Origin of the sequence: Mesorhizobium sp. M0145 (assembly GCF_040322355.1) — a bacterium.
GTDB lineage: Bacteria > Pseudomonadota > Alphaproteobacteria > Rhizobiales > Rhizobiaceae > Mesorhizobium.
Map to the genome: position 1 here is coordinate 56,509 of NZ_JAMYTK010000025.1, position 23,173 is coordinate 79,681.

Here is a 23,173-nt window from a genome sequence, read left to right on the forward strand (position 1 = left end):
CTCCGGTCAGTAAATTGAGGGGCGAGATCGCTTTTAGATCATTGACCTGACCTAGTGGCGGTGTTGTCAGCGGGCGATGCGCAGGCTTTCGGAAGCCTCGTATGGATGGTTGGCTATCCGAGTCTACACCTGCGGGTAGATACGTTCTCTTCTGGAAGGTATTTTTTGAGATGAGCAAGAACATTGTGGTGTTCTCCGACGGGACCGGCCAAGATGGCGGAGTCCGCGCGGAGCAGCGAATGAGCAATGTTTACAAGCTTTATCGGGCATCTCGTGTCGGTCCGGAAAGCCCCGTCAACTCAGCAGCCCAGGTTTCATTCTACGATCCAGGACTGGGCACGGAAACCACCGCGACCGGCATGACCGACATCGTTCGGCGGGTCCAAAAGCTGCTGGCGTCCGTTTCAGGCACCGGCATCACCACCAACATTGCCGATTGCTATGAGTTCATCATCAATCACTATCAAGCGGGAGATCGCATCTTCCTGTTTGGGTTCAGCAGAGGCGCCTACACCGTCAGAGCGGTTGCGAACCTTCTTATGCTTTGCGGCGTACCCAGCCGCGTGGGAGATGCCCCTTTGCCGCGGTTCAGAAAGGCGACGCGTGATATCGCAGAGGAAGCCGTGCGCACCGTGCTTGAGCATGGCGCTGGACATCTTCGGAAAGACTTTGAGGATGAACGGCTCGAACTCGCGCGCCGATTTCGTGAGAACTATGGCTCGCATCACGAGACCGGAGAAGTAAACCGCTCAAATACTGCGCCTCATTTCATCGGCGTGTTCGACACCGTGGCGGCATTGGGCGCAAAGGGATTGCGGCGCTCCATAATCCAGATCGGGCTATATGCCGGTGTGTTCGGTCTCGGTGCGGTGGCGGCGTTCGTGCCTGCATTGATCGTTGCGGCAATCGCCAGCTTCTGGGTTTCGTTCTGGGGAACCTTCGGGTCGATTGTAGTCGCCGGGGCGGCTCTAGGCATGGCAGTGCTCCATCAAAGGCAGCGCGGGTCCGTGCGCAAAACCATCCGGGACTTCCCCAACCCGGGTGACGTTCACAGCCATATCGCCGAGTGGAAGGGGGACAACTTCGACCGCCTTCTCAGCCGGTTCGTCAACTTCGCGCGATCGGCAAATGCCATTGACGAAACGCGCGAGGATTTCGCGAGAGTCGGCTGGGGACCGACCGTAGCTGCGCCCACTACGATTGATGGTCATGAGGTCCTGCAACAGTTGTGGTTTGCCGGGAATCACTCGGACATTGGCGGAAGCTATCCCGAGGCTGAATCGCGTTTGTCCGACATAGCGCTGCTTTGGATGATCGAAGAAGCGACCGCCATCCCGGATGGACTTGTTGTCGGCCCCGTCGTGGTCAAAGGCGAGAGATTCGAACGATCTATGGAAACCGGTGCGGCGCTGCACCTCTTTCCTTCCGCCGACGGTCTCCAGCATTGTGAGGTGGCGGGTATGCAAGATATGATTGCGAGCCGGACCCCTACCTGGCTGTCATTGTTGAGCGCCAAACTGGGCTACAAGGTCAAACTCCGGGACATCAATCCGGAAGCTGTAGTCCATCCTACTGTCGACGCCCGCTTTGAGTTCGCCGACGTCCCGCAGTGCGCCGGGTTCGGACCTTACCGACCTCAGGCTCTACGCAACCACAAGAAGTTTGCCCATTTTTACCTCGAAGAAGCCACGCCTATCTAACATCGGCAATTTCCGTCGATCTCGTCAACCGGCTCGAGACCGAGCACCGAGGCGGCAAGCAGGGCCGTATCGCCGATTACCTCACCCAGCTCGACTTCGTCGTGCTCGATGAACTCGGCTATCTTCCGTTCGCGCAAGCCGGCGGGCAATTGCTCTTCGACCTGATCAGCAGGCTTCTATGAACGGACCTCGATCATCGCCACCACCATTCTGGCCTTCGGAGAATGGCCCGCCGCCTTCGGCGACGCCAAGATGACCACGGCATCGCTCGACCGGCTCACCCACCACTGCGAGATCATCGACACCGGAAACGAATCCTGGCGCTGCAAGAACCGCGCCTGATCACCCCACCAAGCTAATTCGCGCTCGCCGGGCTGCGCAACCCCGACCAACTCCGCCCGGCAAACTCTGACCGCAGCGCATTACAAGGGGTCCCTTTTGCGCGGCGATCCATTGCCGATGCCGCTGCTACGGCATTTTGGTGCGGGATCTCGGAGAGGTGGCTCATCGATCCGTACCTGATGAGGTCTCTCTCTATGAGATCGAGCTAGTTCAGGATCTGGGCAAGGAACAGTTTGCTTCAGTGACCACCGGCGTGCCAGGTTCTGGCGCTTGCCCGAACGACATCGGTCGGCACGCCCATCCGAACGGCATTATCGCCTCTGAGGTCGACCAGGCGTAGGTCTGTCGTGGTCGCGATCTCCGCATAGCGCCGTCGGGTCAGCTGCACCTCCTCTATTGGAAGATCGTCAAGAATTCCTTCGCGGCGGTCGCGGAGCACGGTCTCTAGGAAGCACACCTTCAGGGAGTCACCGAGGTAAAGAGGCCAAACCGGCTGGCGTCAAGACGGCGTCGAGGATCGCTGAACCGGCTCGGCGACTTCCCGTACCCCAATGGATCAGGATAGGTGCTCCAGTAGATCCGACCGAACGTCCGACCCCGCGGTATGGTCTCGATTTCGAGCTTTGCGCGCGCGAAATCGGGTGGAGGTGGAACGCCGGGCATTCAGTCGAAATCACCCCTGGCCATGCCTTCCGCCGCGGCCAAAACCGAGGCGTCATCGCCTTGCTGAAGGGCTCGAAGGCCCGTCCGCCCATCAAGGACGCCATGGCGCGACACCAAAAACCGATAGACGGCCCAGGCACTGTTGCCCAACATGGCATGCAGCGCCGGCAATGCGCCGAAGGGACGACCGTCCTTGTCGAGTTGCCAGACAGGAAAGCGGAAACCGCGTTTGGCGCCATCGATCCCGAGCACCTGTCCGCTTTGCCGCCTGGCGTTGACCGTCACGCGCGACGTGCCGAGCAGCTTGGCAAAGGCATCCGCGCTCAGCATGTCCTCGCCGGCGACAATTTCGGCGACACGCTTGCGGCCACGCGCGCGCGCTCCGGCAAGAGCCGCCTCGAGATCCGCATCGGGCATGCCCGTGTCCTCGACGGGAAAGCTATCGCCTGAAGCGATCGGTTGCTCTTCGACCGGCGTGATCGTCTGCGCATCAGCCGCCGGATCGACCTCTACCCGGAACGATACGCGGCGGCCGATCTTGCGGCTGCGTGCGATCGCTTCCTGATAGCGTTCGAGCAATACCTTCTTGAAGTCTGCCTGTGCCGGCAGCTTTGTGGTGAAGCTCAGGGCCGCGACTCCCGCAGGGGACGCGGCGCCGCTATGATTACTGGGTTTTGGAGCGGCCATGATGACAACCTCTTGCTGTCACCAATATGGTTCCAGAGCGCAAGTTCGTCAAGTTCGATAATTTGGTAAAGTTAGTAGCGAATGGCTGGGGACTAAACAATTCCCCAGGCGCGAAACCTCCCCCTGCCCGTCATCTCGCGCAGACCAAGCTCGCCGACCAGGTTGAGCGCTCCCTGTTTTGTCACCTTTAGCCTGTCCTGGATCATGCCAGCCGAGACGAGTGGCCGCGACAGCACCAGCTCGACCAGATCGCCCAATTTCGAGCTCGAGCGCCGTTGTTTGAGCCGCCGCTCCATCTGGCTTTTCGCCAGCACGAGACGGTCATGCTCCTTCAGGCCAGCCACTGCTGCATCGTGAATGGCATCGAGAGAGGCCAACAGCCGATCGCTGCGATTGCGCGCCCGCCGCCGCTCGCGCGGAATGTTTTTGGCGCCGAGATGCAGGCTGGCGAGATGGTGGGCGGCAAGACCCTCCTGCCGCAACAGCGCGGCAACCAGCAGCGACCCGAGCCAGGCGCCATGCTGCAGCACCTCGATGTCCTGCCAGCGTCGAGAAGCAACGCCGCGCGCAGGACGACCGGCAGATCGCGCGTCCTGGCGACAACGTCCTGCCATTCGGCGGGGCGTTCTTCTTCATTCCAGTCGAGATCGTAGATCAGGTCGTTTTGCGGCTCCGGCCGGTCACGTCGTGACGTTTCCTCCTTTCGATCAGGCCAATCTGCGCCGCTGAGGAGCCTTGATGAGCGTGCCAGGACGGCATCGATCTCGGCAAATTCTTCGGCCAGCAGGTCGGCCTCAGCGTCATCCCGACCATCGGCTTCAACGGGGTCGGCGCCTTCCCCGTCCCGGCTTTTTTGGCCCGCCGCCGCCGACATGGCGCCGCCGCGGCCGGCCAGCGCCAAAAAACCATCGCGGCTGAGCGCCCAGTCCGGCTTCTGCGAAAAAATCCGACGGCGGGTTCGCAGCACCGCATGCGCCCGGGTGAGCTCGTGGGTCGGTGTCCGAATGTCCATGTGGGCGTCGTGCAGGACAAGGTCCTCGGGGTGGACGAGCTCGCCCTCGAGCCAAAGTGCTGCGGCCGCGTCGGCAAAATGTTGGCGCTCGACAAAGCCGTCGCGGACGGGAGAGCGGGCCAAGCGCTCGTCGAGCCTCGCCAAAGCCGCGGTCGCGCGGGAAAACGGCCCTATCAGGGTGTTCAGGGACAAATCGCTGATGTCGTAAGCCATTGTTTCCATGATGCCTGATTCGTATTGGTCAAGCTATCTCGATGTTAGGTTTACTTGCAGGCGATTTTCTTCAGGAGCAAAATAACTATCGATAATGGCCTCTTATCGATACTGTCATTATTTAAAATATTGGAAGTTGATTACATTCTTATCTATTAATCGAGATATAAGACCAGTTTAGAGGCGGCTCGCCTCTCAGAGGCGACGTTTCCAGCGGCGACCGCAGATCGAGATATTGGCGGGTTGATGCCGGGGCTTTGTCCGAAATCTGTGGTCCGATTTCGGACGAAGTGACGGTCAAGATGTCCGAAATATGGTACGAATTTCGGACAAGCTTCACACACAAAGCGCCGCGGCTATTCGTCGAGTTCGACTCCGACGGGCTCTGGGCCGACGGCAAAGCCAGGGATGATGTCCCCCGCCAGCAGCTTCTCCTTGGAAAGTAGCCCTGCGTCCTCGAGCGCCTCGAAATCCGGCAGGTTGCGCAGCGTGTCGAGACCGAACTCCAGCAGGAATTCTTTGGTCGTGACGTAGGTGTAGGGCGCGCCGGGCGTCGGGCTACGCGGCCCGGAGGCGATCATGCCGGATCCGCGCAGGTTGCCAATCAGGTCGCGAGAAATCTCTTTCCCAAAAATGCTCGACAGTTCTCCACGCGTGATCGGCTGGAAATAGGCGATGCACATCAGCACCAGCACGTCCGACTGCCTCAAGTCTACGGCACGTCCTTTCCCGCCGACGGCCGTGCCAAATGCACTGCGGATGGCGTCGGCATAGGCCGGCCGCGTCAGATGTTTCCAGCCGCCGGCGACGGCGACCAAGTCGTAGGGCCGGCCGCTCAGCTCCTCACGAATGTCATCGATGAGTAAGTCGATGCTGCAGCTTTTGCCGACGATCCGCGCCAACGTCTCGCGAGTTACGGGTTCGCTGGCGGCAAAAATGGTTGCCTCGACCCGATGCATCCATTCACGCCAGCGCGCTTCCGGCGGCAGGTGATCCAACTCCCGGTCAAAGAGGCGGTCGCCTGATCGTCCGTCATCTGGCCGGCCCCTCCCTCGCCTCGTTGCTTCCATCATGGTCGTCACAGCCCGTAGATACGGAAGGTCGGACGGCCGGACAGTTCACGCACCGCGCCGAGTTCGACCAAACGGTCGAACAGGCGGCGCAGCCCACGGTCGCTCATGCCGGCAATATCTTGCGAGGTAACGATCGCATCGTCGGACAGCAGCTTGTCGACAACAGCGCCCGCTGCCTTGGCCCTGAGTTTCGGGGCGACGGTAAGCAGCCGGTCGGCGCGGCGCTCGAGCTCCGCGGAAAGATCGATGGCGCGCAGCGCAGCGCGCGCCTGCGCGGCAAGCAGACCTTTCGCACGCTCAGGATTTGTCTCAATGCCTGTCGCCGCAGAGCCGGCTGCCGATCGGCGCGGGCGGGCGCTTGCGCCCAAGGCCGCTTCGGCGCCCAGCAGCGGCACCGCATGAACCCAACCCAACCGTTGCGCCAGCAAAGCGTCGGCGAGCCAGGCTCCAAGAGCGCGCGCAAAGCCGTGGCGTTCGGCGATCGCGATGGCGCCGGTCAGCATTCCGACCAACCCGGCGCTGGCGCTGAGCTGGCGAAGATCGTCCGTCAGGTCGCTCACGCTCGCGTCGTCGCGCGCTAGACCTAGATTATCCAGCATCGCGCCGATGCCAGCCTTGGTCAGCAGTTTTTCCGCAGGCATTCCGGCCAGCCGGCGCCAGGCGAGGAGGAAAAGACCCGCGGGCCCGACATTGTCGCCCGGTCGCGTGAGCAGCACGGCGTCGCGAAGTGCTGCTTCATCCTCGACGCGGCCGGCCTGCTTTGCCGTTGCCGCGGCGGCCGAAAGTGCCAGGCGCTGCCGCCAGGCGCCGGCCCACCGCTCTTGCCGGCGGACCACCGCATCGAGCGCGCCGATGGCGGCGCCGGCGGTGAGCGCGAGGTCCCCGATGTCTTTGCCCGCGAGGCTTTGCACATCGGGAACGGCGCGACGCAGCCAGGCCGGCACCGTTGCCATCGGCAAGGTCGAAGGGGAGCCGGCAAGCGTGGCGTGGTGGCGCGGAGAGGGCTTGGGACGCAGAATCATCGACAGCACGATGAATCATTGCGGCGCTTTTGGCAACCGAAATACGGAACAACCGCCGCGCCTGTCGTACACGGACAACGAACGATAATGTTGCCTTATCATTCGTCCTTTACGAGGCTAGGGGTCCATGGTAGAATACGCCGGAAAGGTAGAATTTTGGAGTCTTTCGTGTCTCTGAACATCAAAAATCCGGCCACCGTTGCTCTCGCCGATGAACTCGCACGCCGCCAGGGTATCAGTAAGACGGCAGCCATTCATCAGGCCCTGAGCGAGCGCTTGCATCGCTTGGGCTTTGGAGAGACCGCTCAGGAGCGTCTGCTGGCAGAATTGCGCGCCATCCGAGAAAGAGTGGCACGATTGCCTGAACTGGATAGTCGCAGCGACGAGGAGATCATCGGGTATGACGAGCATGGAATCCCTAACTGATGGTGATCGACACCTCAGCCGTTGTAGCGATCCTTCGGAGCGAGCCTGAGGCAGCAAGGCTGGAACGAGCGCTGGTCTTGGACCCAATCCGTCTGGTCCCGGCAACCTGCGTGCTCGAGGCACGCATGGTGCTGGTCAGCAGGCGCGGCGAACACGCATTGGCCGAGATCGATCTTTGGCTGCGCAAAATCGAGGCCGACATCATTCCTGTCGACTCCGAATTGGTTGATCTGGCGACCCAGGGTTGGCTGACCTACGGCAAGGGCCACCACCCGGCGGCGCTGAATTTTGCCGATTGCCTCTCCTATGCTTTGGCAAAGCGTGCGGATGAACCGCTGCTTTTCGTCGGCAAGGACTTCTCCCAAACGGATATCGAAGCGGCATGAGCATGGCTGGCGACGCGCAACGATCATCCGCTGCTTCCGGCGAGGACGACATGCCCGACATCGTCGATATCGTCATGCAGATGGGCGATGCCGACCTAGCCTCGTCCCCTCCCCTTCCAGCCATTGCCAATCCCAGCCTGCCTGCGCATCTTGAGACGCTCGCCGGCCGCGCGCGCGATTATATCGAGGCGGCGAGTTCGGCCAACACGCGCCGCGCCTACGCAGCCGACTGGAAGCATTTTTCGAGCTGGTGCCGGCGCCAAGGCATCGAGATGTTCCCGCCCGATCCTCAGCTCGTCGGGCTCTATATCGCCGCCTGCGCGTCAGGTACGGCCACTGGCGACAAAAAGCCCAACACCGTTTCAACCATCGAGCGCCGGCTTTCGTCGCTCTCCTGGAATTTTGCCCAGCGCGGCCAGTCGCTGGACCGCAAGGATCGGCATATCGCCACGGTGATGGCTGGCGTTCGCAACACCCACGCCTCCCCTCCCCGGCAGAAGGAAGCGATCCTGCCTGAGGATCTGATTGCCATGCTCGAGACCCTCGACCGCGGCACGCTGCGTGGTCTGCGCGACCGCGCCATGCTGCTTTTGGGTTTTGCCGGTGGGCTGCGGCGCTCGGAAATCGTCGGCCTCGACATTGGTCGCGACCAGACCGAGGATTCTTCTGGCTGGATTGAGTTTTTTCCTGACAAGGGCGTGCTGGTGACCCTGCGCGGCAAAACCGGTTGGCGCGAGGTCGAGGTCGGCCGCGGCTCCTCCGACGCCACCTGCCCGGTGGTCGCGCTGCAAACCTGGCTGAAGCTGGCGCGGATCGGCCATGGCCCTTTGTTCCGAAGGGTAATAGGGCAAGACAAAAGAGTCGGCGCCGATCGGCTTAACGACCAGGAGGTCGCACGCCTGGTCAAGCGCACGGCGCTCGCAGCCGGCGTGCGTGGCGATCTGTCGGAGGGCGAACGCGGTCAAAAGTTTGCTGGCCATTCGCTGCGCGCCGGCCTCGCGTCCTCGGCCGAGGTCGACGAGCGCTATGTGCAAAAGCAGCTCGGTCACGCCTCGGCCGAGATGACGCGAAAGTATCAGCGCCGGCGCGATCGTTTCCGCGTCAATCTCACCAAGGCGTCCGGGCTCTGAAAAGCCCCCCTCCCTGCCCCGTTTTGTCCGCTGGGATGAGGCGGTCAGATCTCAGGCGATAACAATACCTCATCGAGCACAGCGAGCGCTGTATCCAGACTATCGGCGGCCGACGCTTCGTAGTCAGGCATGATCATCAACTGCGTTATGGCACGGCCCACAAGAGGGCATCGCGATAAAAGTACGCCAAACAACGCTAAGGGAGAACAAACGGTGATCTGATTTCGTTCGACGCTCGTTTTCGAGAGCCGTTCTGGGTCGTTCGCAATCAACTGTGTAGGCCAGCGGAGCGAGCAAGGAGCGCCAGATCCGGACAGGGCTGAGTGGGGTGTTTTTCCGGAAGGTGGGGCCATGCCCTAAGGGACACGAGATGTAGTGGACTCGTCGATCCGCGCGGTTTCGATTCGCGCACCCCGGGCACAACGCTGGGATAAGTCCCATCAGATGCTCTCCGGTGGCCGTCATCTGTTTAGCTGACATTGGGCCGAGGGCTTCCAGCACGAGCCACATGGCGGGGGTATCGGCCGTGACCATGGTGCGCCGCCCCTGTCGTCAATGCCAGCCGCCGTCACCGAGTCGCGAAGATGAAATTCAAGGTGACAAACTGGCCGGAATACGAGGCGGGCCTTCGGCGGCGCGGCAGTCTGACGCTGTGGTTGACAGAAGAAGCCTTGGCCAGGTGGCATGCGCCGCGAAGAACGACCCGCGGCGGCCAGCCCCGCTATTCCGATCTCGCCATCGAGGCGGTCTTGACACTGGGATGCGTCTTCGGGCTTCGTCTGCGCCAGAGCGAGGGATTGGCGACCTCGCTGCTCGATCTGATGGGGCTTGATCTACCGGTTCCCGATCACACGACGCTAAGCCGCCGGGCGCAGATATGGGAACCATCGGCCAAGCGGCAGCGGCATCCCGAGGACGGTCCGCTGCATGTGCTGATCGATAGCACCGGATTTGAAAGTCTACGGCGCCGGCCAATGGCTGGAAGACAAGCACGGTGCCAGATCACGCCGGACCTGGCGCAAGCTGCATTTGGTTCTCAATGCCGACAGCGGCGAGATCATCGCCCATTGTCTGACCGACCAGGACGGCGACGATCCCTCGCAGGTGAAGCCGCTGCTCGACCGGATCGATGCAGAGATCGACCAATTCACGGCCGACGGAGCATATGATGGCGGTCCCACCTACTGCGCGGTGCTGCAACACAGCGTCACCGCAAGGATAGTCATCCCGCCACGTTCAACGGCCGTGGAGAGTGATGACACCGGACCACCCGGTCAAAGGGACGGTCACATCACGGCGATCGCCAATGATGGAAGGCTGAATTGGCAGGCGTCCACCGGCTATGGCAAGCGCGCCCTGATCGAGACCGCCGTCGGGCGCTACAAGGGGCTGATCGGACGTCGCCTGCGAGCCCGCTCCTTTTCGGCTCAGCAGACCGAGGTCGCCATCGGCTGCGCCGTTCTCAACCGCATGACGGCGTGCGCACGCCCGGAGTCCGTTCGCAGCCCGGCAAGGCCGACATAGCAGGCGGCATCAAAGAGCTGATTGTGCCTAATGCCACATTTGTGCACCAACGCCTTGTCGCGCGGGCAGCCGCAGGCACAGGCTACGCGGAAAATGAAAAGCGGGGCCAACCCATTCGCTTGCACACAGCCTGCGTTTTGCCAGCTCCTCAACCGCAACGTGTTGTCAATCTTCGTCTTGCCATGTCTTGAACGCCGAACTGTTCACGCCATTGGCGCCGCTTTGTCATCCCGTGCCCCGAAATGAGGCCGTCGTTCGAACGATATGCGCAGTTGCTTATCCGCCAGAAACCGGCGAGCCAGATCGGTGTCGCGCTTACCCACGCGTGACACCCAGTCCGAAAACAGGCGAACCGCGCGCCGGTTCATATGCCGCGAAGGACAGACCAGCCAGTATCCCGGAAACTCGATGACCTCGAACTCTATCGAGACCGGAACCAGAGAACCCGACACCAGGTCCTCGAATGCGATGGATGTGCTTTCCAGGACCACACCTGCACCGTCCTTCGCCAGTTGAACCGACATTGACGAACGGTCGAAACGATAGGGATACGTCATGCGGGCGCCCTGGATACCGTTGCACGGCAGCCAATAATCCCACCGGAAATAGGCCTTCACACTGTCGATCAACCGCGCATGGCGAAGCTGCTCGCGCGGATCCGGTGAGATCGCGCGCAGTTCGGCAAGATAGGAAGGCGAGCACATCGGCAGGATCAGATCGTTGACGACGCAATCCGAATAAAGGCCGGCCCAGCCGCCGTCGCCATAACGAAGATCGAGATCGATGACCTCCGTTTCGAAATCCGAGAAATTGGGCGTGGCGTCGACGCGCAAATTCCAGCTCGGATAGCCCTTGCTGAACTCGGCCAACCGCGGCGCCAGCCATTTCTCGCCGAAGGAAGGACTGACGCGCAGGCTAAGCTGGAAGCTTTCGCGCTGCCGCACAATGGCATTACGCACCTCGCGTATGGATTCGAAAGCCTGGGTCGTGGTCTGGAAGAGCCGCTCACCGTCGATCGTGAGCGAGAGATGGCGCTTTTCGCGCTGAAAAAGCCGCACCCCGAGTTGGTGTTCGAGCAGCCGCAGCTGCTGGCTAACCGCCGAAGGTGTCACCTGCAATTCCTGAGCGGCCTTTGCCACGCCGCCGAGCCGCGCGACTGCCTCGAAATGCGTCATCGAATTGAACTTGATGTCTGACCTCGTCCTCGTCAGTTAAGCTCAGCTACACAGAATGTTAAGAAACGAAAATTGAGCCGAATGTCAATCGGTCGCACAGTGGTCCCGGAAGGAGATACAGGATGGAGCCGAGTTCAACCCAAAGCTTGGGTAGCGCCGGCAACGTGCCGGGAGTTGGACAGGTATTGACCAGGAAGCCCCTGATCGAAGCTGCCAATATCGAGAAGAGTTATGACGCAACCCGTGTCCTGCGGGGTGTGAGTTTTCAGGTCCGGGCCGACGAAATCCACGCGCTCCTGGGCGGCAACGGCGCCGGCAAAAGCACTCTCATCCGCATCGTCACAGGGCTGACCTCACGCGAAGCCGGCGAGATTGGCTTCGCCTCGTCCAAGGCCGACCACAACAGCCCGATCATCGCGGTGGTGCATCAGGAGCTGGCGCTGTTGCCCGAGCTGTCCGGTCGCGGAAAACATCGGCATTGTGCATGCGAGGTCGGGCTGGTGGCAGATCAGCCGTCGCCGCACGCGCGAAACTGCGCTCGGAGATCGACCCAGCGATCGGCGAAGTGATCATCGATAATGCCGGCACGCAAATTGTCCCTCCACGAAGGCCAGATCGTCCAGATCGCTCGTGCCCTTTCCACCGGAGCCGAAGTGCTGCTTCTCGATCCCGGCGATCCGGTTGGGGAAACGCGCTGGCTGCAGGAGATCGCCAACAAGCGAGGCTTTCCGCATGGCATCGTCGGCTATGCCGACCTGTCCCAACCCGACGTCGGCGACCTCCTCGACCGCCACATGGAATATCCGAACTTCCGCGGCATGCGGCAGCCGATGAATTATCATCCCGACCCCGCCAAGACCTATCTGGCGCGGCCGGAGGTCAGTCGTACGCCCGAATGGCGGCGCGGCTTCCGGGAGCTGGCGAAGCGCGGGCTGAGCTTCGACCCGCAGCTCTACTATCCGCAGATGAGCGAGTTCCTCGAACTGGCGCGCGACTTTCCCGACGTGCAGATCATTCTCAATCACACCGGCATGCAGGTCGACGGCGCCGAGCATTTTGGCGCCTGGAAAAAAGGCATGCACCAGTTAGCGCAAGCGCCGAACGTCGCCTGGATCTCGGGCCTCGGCATGGGCGACTGGACTTGGACCACGTTCTCGATCCGTCCTTATGTCGAGGAGGCGATCGCAGCCTTCGGCGTCGGCCGCTCGATGTTCGCGACGAACTTCCCCGTCGACAAGCTGTTCTCGAGCTTCGACGCCATTTTGAACGCCTTCAAGGAAATTACGATCGCCCACCCGCACGAGGAGCGGCTCGCGCTGTTCCATGACAACGCCGCCCGGTTCTACCGACTTTAGATCACCGGCAAACAGAAATAGCAGGAGAGTTCGACTTGTTGCTGAAGGGCAAGGCCGTGGTGATTTCGGGGGCCGCGGGCCCCCGGGGAATTGGCCGCTCCACGGCAGCGCTGATGGTACAGCACGGGGCTCGCGTTGCAATACTCGACCTCGATGACGGGCAAGCGCGTGACGCCGCTGCGTCGCTTGGACCCGACCATATCGGCCTTGCGTGCAACGTCGCGGACCTCGACGCCTGCAAGAGGGCGGCGGCGCAAGTGACAGAAACCTTGGGCAGGATCGATGTGCTCTGCAACAATGCGGGCGTCACGCAGCCGGTCAAGACGCTGGAGATCAGCGCGGCTGACTGGGACCGCATCCTCGATGTCAACCTACGCGGCGTGCTCCATCTCAGCCAGGCATTCATCCCGAACATGCGCGAAAATGGCGGCGGCTCGATCATCTGCATGTCGTCAGTTTCGGCCCAGCGCGGCGGCGGCATCTTCGGTGGCCCGCACTATTCGGCTGCCAAGGCGGGTGTTCTGGGGCTTGCCAAGGCCATGGCGCGCGAATTCGGTCCCGAAGGCATCCGCGTCAACTGCATCACACCGGGCCTGATCCAGACCGACATCACCGGCGGCAAACTGACCAACGCCATGCGCGCCGACATCATCAAGGGAATCCCGCTCAGCCGGCTGGGCGAGGCGCGCGACGTAGCCGGCGCCTATCTCTTCCTGGCTTCCGATCTGGCCAGCTACATCACCGGCGCCGTGATCGATGTCAACGGTGGGATGCTAATCCATGGCTGAGTGGACAACGGAGCTTGAGATGCCTGGCGCTGGCAGCAATGTCAGCCTGGCCGAACGAGCCTATCATATCCGCCGACACGCCGTGCGGATGGGTCAAGTCCAGGGCCAAGGTTATGTCGGACAGGCGCTGGGTGTCGCCGACGTGCTTGCCGTCGCCTATTTCCATGCGCTTCGTTACCGGCCGGAGGACACGTTGTGGGAGGGACGCGACCGCTTCCTGCTGTCGATCGGACACTATGCGATCGCGCTCTACGCGGCTCTGATCGAAGCGGGCGTGCTGCCGGAGGAAGAGCTCGAAACCTATGGCAGCGATGAAAGCCGTATGCCGATGTCCGGCATGGCGCCATACACGCCCGGCATGGAGATCACCGGCGGCTCGCTCGGTCACGGCCTTGGCATTGCCGTTGGCATGTGCATGGGGCTGACGCGCAAGCGAAGCGACAGTTTCGTCTACAATCTTTTGTCCGACGGCGAGCTCGGTGAGGGCTCGACCTGGGAAGCCGCGATGTCGGCCGCCCACCACAAGCTCGACAATCTCATTGCCATTGTCGACTTCAACAATCAGCAGGCCGATGGTCCGTCGACGGCCATGCTCTCCTCCGAACCGGTGACCGACAAGTTCGAGGCGTTCGGCTGGCATGCGCAGCGCGTCGACGGCAACGACATCGAGGCGGTCCGCAAGGCCTTCGACATGGCGCGCGGCCTGAAGGAACCTCGTCCGCGTGTGATCGTTTGCGATACGCGCATGGCCAAGGGTGTGCCATTCCTGGAAACCCGCGACATCACGCATTTCATCCGCGTCGAACCGCACGAATGGACGTTAGCGCTCGAAGCTTTGGAAAAGGGACGTCCGCGTTGAGGTTGTCAAAGTTCGCGCCGCGCCACGCCGCCAATGCCGGTGAGCGCAAGACCACATCGGCGATGATCGCGTCGATCGCGCCCGATGGCGTACCGACACGCAATGCGCCGTTCGGGCACACACTGGCCAGACTGGCGCACCAGCGGCCCGGGATAGTTGGCCTGACGGCGGACCTCGCGAAATACACCGATCTCCATGTCTTCGCACAGGAGCATCCGGACCGCTTCTATCAGATGGGCATGGCGGAGCAGGTGCTGATGAGCGCCGCCGCCGGCTTGGCGCGGGAGGGTTTTACGCCCTTCGCCACCACCTACGCCGTCTTCGCATCGCGACGTGCCTACGATTTCATCTGCATGGCGATCGCCGAGGAGAAACTCAATGTGAAGATCGTCTGCGCCTTACCGGGGCTGACGACCGGCTACGGCCCCAGCCACCAGGCGACGGAGGACATCGCGATTTTCCGCGGGATGCCGAACCTGACGATCATCGACCCTTGCGACGCGCTCGACATCGAACAGGCCACGGAGGCGATCGCGGACTACAACGGGCCGGTCTACATGCGGCTTTCGCGCGGTAAGATTCCTGTCGTGCTCGACGAAGACGACTATACATTTGAAATCGGCAAGGCGCGAATGCTGCGCGAGGGCGCGGACGTATTGTTCATTTCCAGCGGCCTGATGACCATGCGCGCGCTGGAGGCCGCGAAGGCGCTTGAAGCCGACAGGATCGGCTGCGCCGTTCTGCACGTTCCGACGATCAAACCTCTGGATACGGAGGCGATACTCGCTGCCGCGCGCCGTTCGGGACGGCTGGTGGTGGCGGCGGAGAACCACACCATCATTGGTGGCCTTGGCGAAGGCGTTGCCGCGCTGCTGATGCGCGAGAGAGTGACCCCAGTCTTTCGCCAGATCGCCCTGCCCGACGAGTTCCTCGACGCTGGCGCGCTGCCGACGCTTCACGATCGCTACGGGATCTCAACTTCCGAGCTCGTGCGCCGCGTCCGCATTTGGAGCGAATGAGAAGTAAGAGCTCTCCCCACACAACAGTTGAGTCATCGACCTTGACCTTGCCCCTCTTATCTAATCCGGTTTGAAGTTCGTTCTGGCCCATCGAGAGGACCAGGACATGTAGCCGCTTCTCTGAAGAGCAGATCATCGGAATTTTGAAGGAACATGAGGCCGGGGTATCGGTTGCCGATCTGTGCCGCAAGCACGGGGTCAGCGACGCCTCGATTTTCAACTGGAAGGCCCGCTTCGGCGGGATGGATGTCTGCGAGGCTCGGCGACTGAAGGCTCTGGAGGACGAGAACACGCGGCTGAAGCGGCTTTTGGCCGACGCCATGCTCGACAATGCCGCGTTGAAGGATCTTGTGGGAAAGAAATGGTGACGCCCGCGGCCAAGCGGAAACCTTTCCAGCGACCAGATCGATCAACTTCAACGCCGACTGCAACGGACCAGGCGATCAAGGAAAGGTGCATCATGAAGCATTCGCGGAGCCGACAATAGCCGACGCCATTCTCGACCGGAGCATCCACAACGCCCATCGCATCACCCTCGAAGGCGACAGCATGAGAAAGCAAAAAACACCGCCGCCCTTGACCGGCGCCGAAAACGGCGAAATCAATCGCAAATGACTTCAACCAGGCAACCGAGCGCCGACCCCATCCTGCTGTCCGCGAATTAGTGAAACTGCTGTCCGCGATTTAGCGGAACGACTGTCCCGTTTTTGCGAAATACGCACGTCCGACGCAGCTTGCGTTGACAGAGGCGGTTTTACGCGCAGTTGCAATAGCACTTCCGCCGGCCTATTTTTGTGGAGTTCAATTGTGGTTCGGCCAAGGGCGCTTTGGGCGCCGGACCGGCCCCGTGTAAACCTCATTAAAGAGAGACGAACCCTGCCATGGAAGAATTCTTATCGCGCATCGCCACTGGTGCCGGCATCGGCCCGGCTCTCGCAGAGAAGGCCGTTGGGTTAATGCTGGGTTTCCTGCAACGCCACGCGGCCGACGGTCCCGTTGCGCGCATGATCGCGGCCATTCCCGGAGCTTCGGAATTAGTGGCGAAGTATCATGGCAACGACCCAGAGGGCGGAGGCGGCCTCATGGGGCTCGGCCAGCAATTGATGAGTGAGGGTCTCAGCATTCTAAAGATCGCCGCCATCGCCAACGAGACGATCGCCTTCGCCAAGGAACATGCCGGCGACGAACTCGTGGACGAGGTCCTCAATTCCGTTCCTGGCCTTCCCCAGTTCGTCTGATCAGCGGCAGCCGGGGGCGCATGACCTCGTGCGCCCGTGCCGGCCCGTCTGCGCAGGTAGGCATTCTCCGCCGAGCGCTCCGTACCGATCTCGCCAGACCACCAACCGCCGGGCACGCGAAGCGAGCGTTGGAGTACTTCATTCGTCTGTCCCAAAATCGACCGCAGGCGAACCGATGTGTATAACTTCCGGCGGTAAGGGTTTATCGTGAACGCTTTCGATGAAGCCCGCGAGATAAGCAAACGTATTGTATTTCTCAAGAACCAACCGCTTCGCCTCTTGTATTGCGCCGCGACGCTCCTTCCAGAGGTCCGAGTCGATGATTTCTTGAATTTTTTGGATTACGTTCTTGTCCTCTGGGTCAATCAGAACCATTGAGTCGGAAGGGAAGAACCTCGTGATTGCCGGGCTGCCGTAATAGATCGGCATTGTTTCAGCAACGAAGCAGTCCATAAGCTTCTCTGTAAAATAGTAATCAGCACGAGTATTCTCGAAAGCTATACTGTAACGGTACGGTGCGAGTGCGTCCCATTTATCTCCAATCAGCCGAAAACCTCGGCCGAACAGGTCAAAATCGAGCTCCTCTCTCAGCCGTTCCAGAAACGCCAGCCGATATCGATGCCCTTTAAGCAGGGCGATGTTACTGGTAATCCATGAGAGCCGAAGCGGCTTGTCCACGACTTCGCTGACCAGAAGTTGGTCATATGTCTTTGTTACAGACCAAGACCGAGTGATAGGTGGAGACAAAACGAATCGGCGCTCTGCATTCTGCCGAGCAGCCAGCTCTGCGTCAGACGTCAGGACGATGGTATTTTTCCCCTGCCCTTCATGAAATGCGCGATGAGCTTTCGTCGGCGGTTCGCCGATTGCAAAAATTGTCCTGTTTGGACTCGCCTCGATATCAACAGGGAGCCCAAAAATAGAAGCAGAGTTAAAGACAATATGCCAATCGGGCGCGAAGGATGTCCTGCGTACAAAAGCGACATTGTTCCAGATTCCACTGCCCTTTGGAGTGAGATGGTGGATTGCATCATCCAAAACGCCCCAAGAATCCAGACATGTAGCAACAATGGGCGCCGGACGTTCCGTCAACAATTTGGTCGACAAAGCAGTTCCACCCCATTCACTTCCGTTGGACCGGGAGCAACTCGTGCATCGGGCGCAAGACCTCTCTGCGCCTGAAATAGCTCGCGATCCTGATCGGTATCAAACACACGATTCTGTGCGACTTCGCGATTCTGTGCGACTTCGCGCCATTCGACAACTCATCTCTAAGACCGCGGGAATCCCTTCACTCGTGAAGGTACTCAATCGCCATTTCGGATTGCGGTAAGATTGGGCAGCATAAACCTTCCGGGACCCGCTGTCGAGGCAATTGTCGCTTTGCACCTAACCAGGTTCTTCCTCACTTTGTGTGGTGATCAGGCCGGTTGAGTGGCAGCATGCGTGCCCTCTAAAATATGGAAGTTGACTACATTCTTATTATTAATCGGGATATACGACCAGTTTAGAGGCGGCTCGGCTCTCACAGGCGACGTTTGCAGCGGCGACGGCAGATCGAGATATTGGCGGGTTGATGCCGGGGCTTTGTCCGAAATCTGTGGTCCGATTTCGGACGAAGTGACGGTCAAGATGTCCGAAATATGCTACGAATTTCGGACAAGCTTCACACACAAAGCGCCGCGGCTTTGCCCGACATCATCGACATCGTCATGCAGATGGGCGATGCCGACCTAGCCTCGTCCCCCTCCCCTTCCAGCCATTGCCAATCCCAGCCTGCCTGCGCAGCTTGAGGCGCTCGCCGGCCGCGCGCGCGATTATATCGAGGCGGCGAGTTCGGCCAACACGCGCCGCGCCTACGCAGCCGACTGGAAGCATTTTTCGAGCTGGTGCCGGCGCCAAGGCATCGAGATGTTCCCGCCCGATCCTGAGGTCGTCGGGCTCTATATCGCCGCCTGCGCGTCAGGTACGGCCACTGGCGACAAAAAGCCCAACACCGTTTCAACCATCGAGCGCCGGCTTTCGTCGCTCTCCTGGAATTTTGCCCAGCGCGGCCAGCCGCTGGACCGCAAGGACCGGCATATCGCCACGGTGATGGCTGGCGTTCGCAACACCCACGCCTCCCCTCCCCGGCAGAAGGAAGCGATCCTGCCCGAGGATCTGATCGCATGTTCGAGACCCTCGACCGCGGCACGCTGCGCGGGCTGCGCGACCGCGCCATGCTGCTTTTGGGTTTCGCCGGCGGCCTTCGCCGATCCGAAATCGTCGGCCTCGACGTCGGCAGGGATCAGACCGAGGACGGGCGCGGCTGGGTCGAGATTTTTGCCGATAAGGGTCTGCTTGTCACATTGCGCGGCAAAACCGGCTGGCGCGAGGTCGAAATCGGCCGCGGCTCCTCCGACGCCACCTGCCCTGTGGTCGCTCTGCAGACCTGGCTAAGACTGGCGCGCATTGCGCACGGACCGCTGTTTCGGCGCGTTGCTGGTCAAGGCAGAGCCGTCGGTGCCGATCGCTTGAACGACCAGGAGGTCGCACGCCTGGTCAAGCGCACGGCGCTCGCCGCCGGCGTGCGCGGCGATCTGTCGGAGGGCGAACGGGCGAAGAAATTCGCCGGCCACTCACTGCGCGCCGGCCTCGCCTCGTCGGCCGAGGTCGAGGAACGCTATGTGCAAAAACAGCTCGGCCATGCCTCCGCGGAGATGACGCGAAATTATCAGCGCCGGCGCGATCGTTTCCGCGTAAATCTCACCAAGGCGTCCGGGCTCTGATGCCCCCGTTTTGTCCGCTGGGATGAGGCGGTCAGATCTCAGACGATAACAATTACCTCATCGAGCACAGCGAGCGCTGTGTCCAGACTATCGGCGGCCGACGCTTCGTAGTCAGGCATGATCATCAACTGCGTTATGGCACGGCCCACAAATTCCGGGTTTAGCTTTTCCAACCGATCCTTGGTCCGGGAGACCTGTTCCGGGAATGCGCGCAGATTGAAGCGAACAAATGACGAGGTCTCTTATCCCCGACACGAATAGCTCGCGATCTCATCGGGATTTCCCTTACCGCCATAGGCAGCTTGAGTGGGATAAGCGCAGATCGGCTGGTGCTTGCCGGGGAATGCCTTGCTGCCAGCCGCGAGAGAATCCGGAGCCTTGTCTTGGTTTATCCAGCCCTCGATGGCGGCCAAAGGATCAAAGTCGTCGAAGGCTTGGCCATCGCCGCAGTGGGTCATCCCCGGGATTATGAACATGCGCACGAAACGGCGAGTCGCTTCCAAATCGCCGCCGCTTGTGACCTCGACGACTTGCTTGTACCAGCGCACCAGATCGTTGGCTGAGAAGACCGGATCGGAAAGTCCCTGAAACAAGAGCAGCTTTCCACCGTGGGCAGCGAAGCTGGCGAGATACGTGCCGGTCGCATCATTGAGCTTGGCCGTATCCGCAACGCGTGCCGGATCCTTGTCGAAGTCGAACTTCAGGGGGTCAAAATTCGGCGCCGGGGGCGTCATGAAGTAGTATTGAAGCGAGCGGGCTCCCAGAACGATGTTATTTGCATCCGACTGGGAAGTGGGGGAATTGCCCAGCTTCCACATTCTCCAGTCCGCGCCCGCAACGCCCGTATCATATGGCCAATCGCTGTAAAGCTTTTCGCCATCGGAGCTTTCCGGACCCGCGAACGCGCGGCTCATGGCCTGCACTTGACCAGCCGTGAGGCAGCTGTCCGTCTTATCGCCTTGGCAGGACAGGACCTTTGGGTCGAACCGGCACTGCTGCCAGGCGTTGATGACGCCATCCTCAATGCCATCGCGGGTATCACAGGCAGCGAGAACCGCCTTGGCGACGATGTTCAGATCCTGCTGGGAGAAGGCGCGGGATAGAATGGGATGGCCGGCCTCATCCTTGGGAGCGATGCTCATGTACTGGCGAGTATCCCAGGCTTCGGCAATGTTGGCGGCACTGAGACGAAAACCCGGGCTACCTGCAACAATGCCGTCGAACTCGAGCGGATATCGCTGAGCCGCTATCAACGCCTCACGACCGCCATTCGAGCATCCCATGAACACCGACTTTTTCGGAGCCGCCCCATAGAACTTGGCAATCACCTGCTTCGAGACCGAAGTGACTTTGCCAATGGAGGCGTACGCAAAATCAATGCGTGCGGCTTGATCGACCCCAAAAGCCGGATCGGGGCTTGGGTGCCCGCCATCCATGCTTACAACAGCGTAGCCGCGCAAGAGCCCGGGAGCCGCGGTCGAGTTCCGGCAAGGAATGGTCCCGACGGCCGGCGCCAGGAAGCCATCAACTGCGCCGCCGCCCTGGAAAAGGAACATGTCGTTCCAGGTCGTCGGAAGACGCACCTCAAACCGGGTGCCATATGATTGACCATCGACCCCCTGGCGTTTCCCGATAACACCTCGGACAAGGCAGTGCCCGCCCACTTTTACCGCCTGAGGCGAGGCGCCGGTGAATGCAGTGAAGGGATCTGCGGGGATCTCCTGCGGCTTTTGAAGGCTAGCCTCGGTAAAGATCACGCTTGGAATTTTGAGCTTGGCGATGGACCGGCACGCCTGATCCGACGCGTTTGCCGCCAGTGCAGGCGCACATACACATATGATCGCCAACATCAGTGCCAGCGTGCACCCGCGGTCCCGCAGCTTGAGCCCGTTAGCCAAGAACATACCCATCCTCCCTGGATGCGCCCGATAGCCCGAAAGCTGATCGCATTGGTAGCTAGTTGTGAGCTTTCAGTAGGTTGTCCATCCGGTCCGAACCGGGAAAGCTGAGATTGTCGAAGCTTCAGTGACTCCAGGGGGACCGGATGAACATCCATAAGAATACCGGTCTGACGCCGCTCGGTCGAGAGCGGATTTTTTGCGCCTGGGCGCGCCGGCAGCACCTCGAGGTGTTGCCGCCTGATCCGCAGACCGTCGGCCTCTACATCACGGCCTGTGCATCCAGAAAGGTTACAGGAGACAAGAAACCAAACTCTGTGGCGACGATCGAGCGCCGTCTCTCCTCCCTGGCGTGGAATTATACGCAGCATGGCGAGCCGCTCGATCGAAAGGACCGCCATATCGCCACCGTGCCCGCCGGCATCCGTAACAGCCACGCAAAACCTTCTGTGCAGAATGAGGCCATACTTCCCGAAGACCTGATCGCCATGCTGGAGACGGTGCTCCGCAAGACCCATCAGGTCGCCCCAGGCCAGAGCAACCGGCTCGTCCCCGGGGAGGACGAAACGGTCGACCACTCCGCTTGTTCGACTTGTGTTCGGGCGACTATCCCGGCTTCTATGCATCGCGCTTCGGCGCGGCGAGCTTTGTCCAACGCGCCAAGCCTTTGAACCGAATCGCTGTAGACGGAAGTCGCGGCGAGCTTCGCGTTGTTGATCGGAGCATCGAACCAGGCGTCGTATCCGCGGTATCCACCCCATCGTCTGTCGCGCAATCTGTTGGCGAGCGCGTCCTCAGCCGTTCGATCGCGGCCGTCTTTGCCGCAAACTATTATATGGCGGCCGCCGATGCCATTCGGGCGCGCAATATCTCAGGGGTTGAAGGATCGTCGATCAGTTTTCCGATGTCTTGGCGGGCCGCGATGATCTGCACATGACCCTGCAAAGATTGCGCGTAGTAGGAAATACTGGTGCAACTGGTCACCCCAGGCGTCAGGATAATCGTAGAACCAATCGAACGAATGCACGCATCGCGGTTTGCCTACAGCACTGCTCTCCTGTCCCGATAGCGCAAATTCGCGCTTACCTCCGGCCACGAACAGTCGGACCAATTTTATTTGTAGGTTAGACCTTCGTCCTCGGCAAGATTGGCCAAGCGATGACTCGCTGCTGAATTGCCGGCCCGCGCGTGATGAGCGCGAAGGCGTCAGGTGCCCCCGCCGTCAAGACTCAAGCCGCAACGTAATCAGGCGGGAGTGCCTTCCGCTAGGTGGGGATGGACTGGCCGCCGAAGTCAGAAGCAGCAAGCTTGGAGCATAATGGAAGACCTCGACCATGTGAAGCAGGCCGTGAAGGGCGACCTAGCCTATTTGCAGCCACCTGCTCAAAGCCGCGACATGAAGCCAGCCGCCAGCCTGCTAGTTCGACAGCAACCGTTCAGCTTGCTGCCGCCGCCCGCTTGAAAACGATGGTCACCTTCGTCCCTTTGTTGGCGCTGGACTCGACGGCTAGCTGCGCCTTGGCGTTCTCGGTCAGCGATCGCGCGATCAGCGCGCCGAGCTTGCCTGGCTTGGGCCACACCTCGCCTTCCGGCAGGCCGATTCCGTCGTCCGCCACTATAACCCGGCAGCCGTCGCCATCGACGACGCTGCGCAGTGTTATCGTGCCGCCGTCGCGCCCCCGGAACGCATGCTTTAGTGAATTGGTCAGCAATTCGTTGACGACCAGTCCCGCCGGCATGGCGACGTTTATTGACACCGGATATGTATCCACCTTCATATCCAGGCGGATCCCCTCGACTGCATGCGAGCTCATCACCGCGGACGCGATCTGGCTGAGATAGACGCCAAGATCGACCTCCTCTTTCGGCTCGTCGGCCGTTAGCGTCTGGTACAG

Annotated in this window: 20 protein-coding genes and 7 pseudogenes; 16 read left to right on the forward strand and 11 right to left on the reverse strand. The window is 60.9% G+C overall.

The features are described from left to right. The first annotated feature begins 170 nt into the window (after positions 1–170). Together NKJ28_RS26965 and NKJ28_RS26970 are read left to right on the forward strand one after the other, a co-directional pair. Positions 171–1,700 carry a T6SS phospholipase effector Tle1-like catalytic domain-containing protein gene (locus tag NKJ28_RS26965; RefSeq protein WP_352637629.1) on the forward strand — a complete coding sequence of 510 codons (1,530 nt, stop codon included), beginning with the start codon at positions 171–173 and terminating at the stop codon, positions 1,698–1,700. A gap of 14 nt (positions 1,701–1,714) precedes the next feature. Continuing rightward, positions 1,715–2,042: pseudogene (locus NKJ28_RS26970) on the forward strand (ATP-binding protein); the annotation flags it as partial. Between the two features lie 663 nt (positions 2,043–2,705). Here NKJ28_RS26970 and NKJ28_RS26975 read toward each other — a convergent pair. The 5 genes and pseudogenes from NKJ28_RS26975 to NKJ28_RS26995 all read right to left on the reverse strand — a co-directional run bounded on the left by NKJ28_RS26975 (position 2,706) and on the right by NKJ28_RS26995 (position 6,712). Continuing rightward, entirely contained in the window at positions 2,706–3,392 is a 687-nt protein-coding gene (locus NKJ28_RS26975) for an XRE family transcriptional regulator (RefSeq protein ID WP_352637631.1), read from the reverse strand. Between the two features lie 92 nt (positions 3,393–3,484). After that, complete coding sequence (locus NKJ28_RS26980; RefSeq protein WP_352579459.1) at positions 3,485–3,688, reverse strand: helix-turn-helix domain-containing protein; 204 nt, start codon at positions 3,686–3,688, stop codon at positions 3,485–3,487. 42 nt (positions 3,689–3,730) lie between these two features. Beyond that, positions 3,731–4,626 (reverse strand): annotated as a pseudogene (locus NKJ28_RS26985) (RHE_PE00001 family protein); the annotation flags it as partial. 347 nt (positions 4,627–4,973) lie between these two features. Beyond that, a complete protein-coding gene (gene scpB / locus NKJ28_RS26990) occupies positions 4,974–5,690 on the reverse strand; it encodes an SMC-Scp complex subunit ScpB (protein WP_352637632.1) in 717 nt (238 codons plus the stop codon). A 5-nt stretch (positions 5,691–5,695) separates the two neighbouring features. Next, positions 5,696–6,712: a DUF1403 family protein gene (locus tag NKJ28_RS26995; RefSeq protein ID WP_352637639.1), complete on the reverse strand. Its 1,017-nt coding sequence runs from the start codon at positions 6,710–6,712 to the stop codon at positions 5,696–5,698. A 168-nt stretch (positions 6,713–6,880) separates the two neighbouring features. Between NKJ28_RS26995 and NKJ28_RS27000 the strand changes: the two genes are divergently transcribed. The 4 genes and pseudogenes from NKJ28_RS27000 (at position 6,881) to NKJ28_RS27015 (ending at position 10,178) form a co-directional block, all read left to right on the forward strand. Next, the gene (locus tag NKJ28_RS27000; RefSeq protein ID WP_031195575.1) at positions 6,881–7,138 is read left to right on the forward strand and encodes a type II toxin-antitoxin system VapB family antitoxin; all 258 of its coding nucleotides are present in this window, start codon (positions 6,881–6,883) and stop codon (positions 7,136–7,138) included. Further along, a complete protein-coding gene (locus tag NKJ28_RS27005) occupies positions 7,138–7,524 on the forward strand; it encodes a type II toxin-antitoxin system VapC family toxin (protein ID WP_352467886.1) in 387 nt (128 codons plus the stop codon). Before NKJ28_RS27000 ends, NKJ28_RS27005 begins: the two co-directional genes overlap by 1 nt. Then, entirely contained in the window at positions 7,521–8,654 is a 1,134-nt protein-coding gene (locus tag NKJ28_RS27010; RefSeq protein ID WP_352637633.1) for a site-specific integrase, read from the forward strand. Before NKJ28_RS27005 ends, NKJ28_RS27010 begins: the two co-directional genes overlap by 4 nt. A 584-nt stretch (positions 8,655–9,238) precedes the next feature. Next, a pseudogene (locus tag NKJ28_RS27015) lies at positions 9,239–10,178 on the forward strand (IS5 family transposase). Positions 10,179–10,381: 203 nt separating this feature from the next. Here NKJ28_RS27015 and NKJ28_RS27020 read toward each other — a convergent pair. Beyond that, positions 10,382–11,353, reverse strand: coding sequence for a LysR substrate-binding domain-containing protein (locus NKJ28_RS27020; protein WP_352457357.1), 972 nt, complete (start codon positions 11,351–11,353; stop codon positions 10,382–10,384). 185 nt (positions 11,354–11,538) lie between these two features. Here NKJ28_RS27020 and NKJ28_RS27025 point away from each other — a divergent pair, with 185 nt between their 5' ends. The 8 genes and pseudogenes from NKJ28_RS27025 to NKJ28_RS27060 all read left to right on the forward strand — a co-directional run bounded on the left by NKJ28_RS27025 (position 11,539) and on the right by NKJ28_RS27060 (position 16,612). Next, positions 11,539–11,922, forward strand: a complete 384-nt coding sequence (locus tag NKJ28_RS27025; protein WP_352637634.1) for an ATP-binding cassette domain-containing protein — start codon at positions 11,539–11,541, stop codon at positions 11,920–11,922. A 9-nt stretch (positions 11,923–11,931) separates the two neighbouring features. Then, on the forward strand, positions 11,932–12,708 hold the full coding sequence (locus NKJ28_RS27030; RefSeq protein WP_352453728.1) for an amidohydrolase family protein: 777 nt from the start codon (positions 11,932–11,934) through the stop codon (positions 12,706–12,708). A 35-nt stretch (positions 12,709–12,743) separates the two neighbouring features. Next, positions 12,744–13,496 carry an SDR family NAD(P)-dependent oxidoreductase gene (locus NKJ28_RS27035; RefSeq protein ID WP_352453729.1) on the forward strand — a complete coding sequence of 251 codons (753 nt, stop codon included), beginning with the start codon at positions 12,744–12,746 and terminating at the stop codon, positions 13,494–13,496. Between the two features lie 19 nt (positions 13,497–13,515). After that, entirely contained in the window at positions 13,516–14,355 is an 840-nt protein-coding gene (locus NKJ28_RS27040) for a transketolase (RefSeq protein WP_352637640.1), read from the forward strand. Next, positions 14,352–15,374 carry a transketolase family protein gene (locus NKJ28_RS27045; RefSeq protein ID WP_502902221.1) on the forward strand — a complete coding sequence of 341 codons (1,023 nt, stop codon included), beginning with the start codon at positions 14,352–14,354 and terminating at the stop codon, positions 15,372–15,374. Before NKJ28_RS27040 ends, NKJ28_RS27045 begins: the two co-directional genes overlap by 4 nt. An 89-nt stretch (positions 15,375–15,463) precedes the next feature. Then, a pseudogene (locus tag NKJ28_RS27050) lies at positions 15,464–15,762 on the forward strand (transposase); the annotation flags it as partial. Between the two features lie 71 nt (positions 15,763–15,833). Continuing rightward, positions 15,834–15,989: pseudogene (locus NKJ28_RS27055) on the forward strand (ATP-binding protein); the annotation flags it as partial. Positions 15,990–16,255: 266 nt separating this feature from the next. Continuing rightward, positions 16,256–16,612, forward strand: a complete 357-nt coding sequence (locus tag NKJ28_RS27060; RefSeq protein ID WP_352453730.1) for a hypothetical protein — start codon at positions 16,256–16,258, stop codon at positions 16,610–16,612. 138 nt (positions 16,613–16,750) lie between these two features. Here NKJ28_RS27060 and NKJ28_RS27065 read toward each other — a convergent pair whose 3' ends face one another. Continuing rightward, a complete protein-coding gene (locus tag NKJ28_RS27065) occupies positions 16,751–17,719 on the reverse strand; it encodes a glycosyltransferase family 10 domain-containing protein (protein ID WP_352453731.1) in 969 nt (322 codons plus the stop codon). 536 nt (positions 17,720–18,255) lie between these two features. Here NKJ28_RS27065 and NKJ28_RS27070 point away from each other — a divergent pair. Next, positions 18,256–19,380 (forward strand): annotated as a pseudogene (locus NKJ28_RS27070) (site-specific integrase). A 242-nt stretch (positions 19,381–19,622) separates the two neighbouring features. Here NKJ28_RS27070 and NKJ28_RS27075 read toward each other — a convergent pair. Then, entirely contained in the window at positions 19,623–21,284 is a 1,662-nt protein-coding gene (locus NKJ28_RS27075; protein WP_352637635.1) for a tannase/feruloyl esterase family alpha/beta hydrolase, read from the reverse strand. 191 nt (positions 21,285–21,475) lie between these two features. On the opposite strand from NKJ28_RS27075, the pseudogene NKJ28_RS27080 reads away from it, so the two are divergent. Beyond that, positions 21,476–21,793: pseudogene (locus tag NKJ28_RS27080) on the forward strand (integrase); the annotation flags it as partial. Positions 21,794–21,795: 2 nt separating this feature from the next. On the opposite strand, the gene NKJ28_RS27085 reads toward NKJ28_RS27080, so the two are convergent. From NKJ28_RS27085 to NKJ28_RS27095, 3 genes are all read right to left on the reverse strand, one after another. Continuing rightward, entirely contained in the window at positions 21,796–22,053 is a 258-nt protein-coding gene (locus tag NKJ28_RS27085; protein ID WP_352453904.1) for an aminopeptidase, read from the reverse strand. A gap of 56 nt (positions 22,054–22,109) precedes the next feature. Next, a complete protein-coding gene (locus NKJ28_RS27090; protein WP_352453905.1) occupies positions 22,110–22,262 on the reverse strand; it encodes an aminopeptidase in 153 nt (50 codons plus the stop codon). Positions 22,263–22,714: 452 nt separating this feature from the next. Further along, positions 22,715–23,173, reverse strand: a 459-nt coding sequence (locus NKJ28_RS27095; RefSeq protein WP_352637636.1) for an ATP-binding protein, incomplete at its 5' end; no start/stop codon positions are given.

What these genes read in the sequence shown, in the direction of transcription:
- NKJ28_RS27040 (WP_352637640.1), top strand. Translation starts at nt 13,516, where the DNA reads ATGCCTGGCGCTGGCAGCAATGTCAGCCTGGCCGAACGAGCCTATCAT.
- NKJ28_RS26965 (WP_352637629.1), top strand. Translation starts at nt 171, where the DNA reads ATGAGCAAGAACATTGTGGTGTTCTCCGACGGGACCGGCCAAGATGGC.
- NKJ28_RS27020 (WP_352457357.1), bottom strand. Translation starts at nt 11,353, where the DNA reads ATGACGCATTTCGAGGCAGTCGCGCGGCTCGGCGGCGTGGCAAAGGCC.
- NKJ28_RS27010 (WP_352637633.1), top strand. Translation starts at nt 7,521, where the DNA reads ATGAGCATGGCTGGCGACGCGCAACGATCATCCGCTGCTTCCGGCGAG.
- NKJ28_RS26980 (WP_352579459.1), bottom strand. Translation starts at nt 3,688, where the DNA reads ATGGAGCGGCGGCTCAAACAACGGCGCTCGAGCTCGAAATTGGGCGAT.
- NKJ28_RS26975 (WP_352637631.1), bottom strand. Translation starts at nt 3,392, where the DNA reads ATGGCCGCTCCAAAACCCAGTAATCATAGCGGCGCCGCGTCCCCTGCG.
- NKJ28_RS27060 (WP_352453730.1), top strand. Translation starts at nt 16,256, where the DNA reads ATGGAAGAATTCTTATCGCGCATCGCCACTGGTGCCGGCATCGGCCCG.
- NKJ28_RS27005 (WP_352467886.1), top strand. Translation starts at nt 7,138, where the DNA reads ATGGTGATCGACACCTCAGCCGTTGTAGCGATCCTTCGGAGCGAGCCT.
- NKJ28_RS26995 (WP_352637639.1), bottom strand. Translation starts at nt 6,712, where the DNA reads ATGATTCTGCGTCCCAAGCCCTCTCCGCGCCACCACGCCACGCTTGCC.
- scpB (WP_352637632.1), bottom strand. Translation starts at nt 5,690, where the DNA reads ATGATGGAAGCAACGAGGCGAGGGAGGGGCCGGCCAGATGACGGACGA.
- NKJ28_RS27030 (WP_352453728.1), top strand. Translation starts at nt 11,932, where the DNA reads ATGCCGGCACGCAAATTGTCCCTCCACGAAGGCCAGATCGTCCAGATC.
- NKJ28_RS27075 (WP_352637635.1), bottom strand. Translation starts at nt 21,284, where the DNA reads ATGTTCTTGGCTAACGGGCTCAAGCTGCGGGACCGCGGGTGCACGCTG.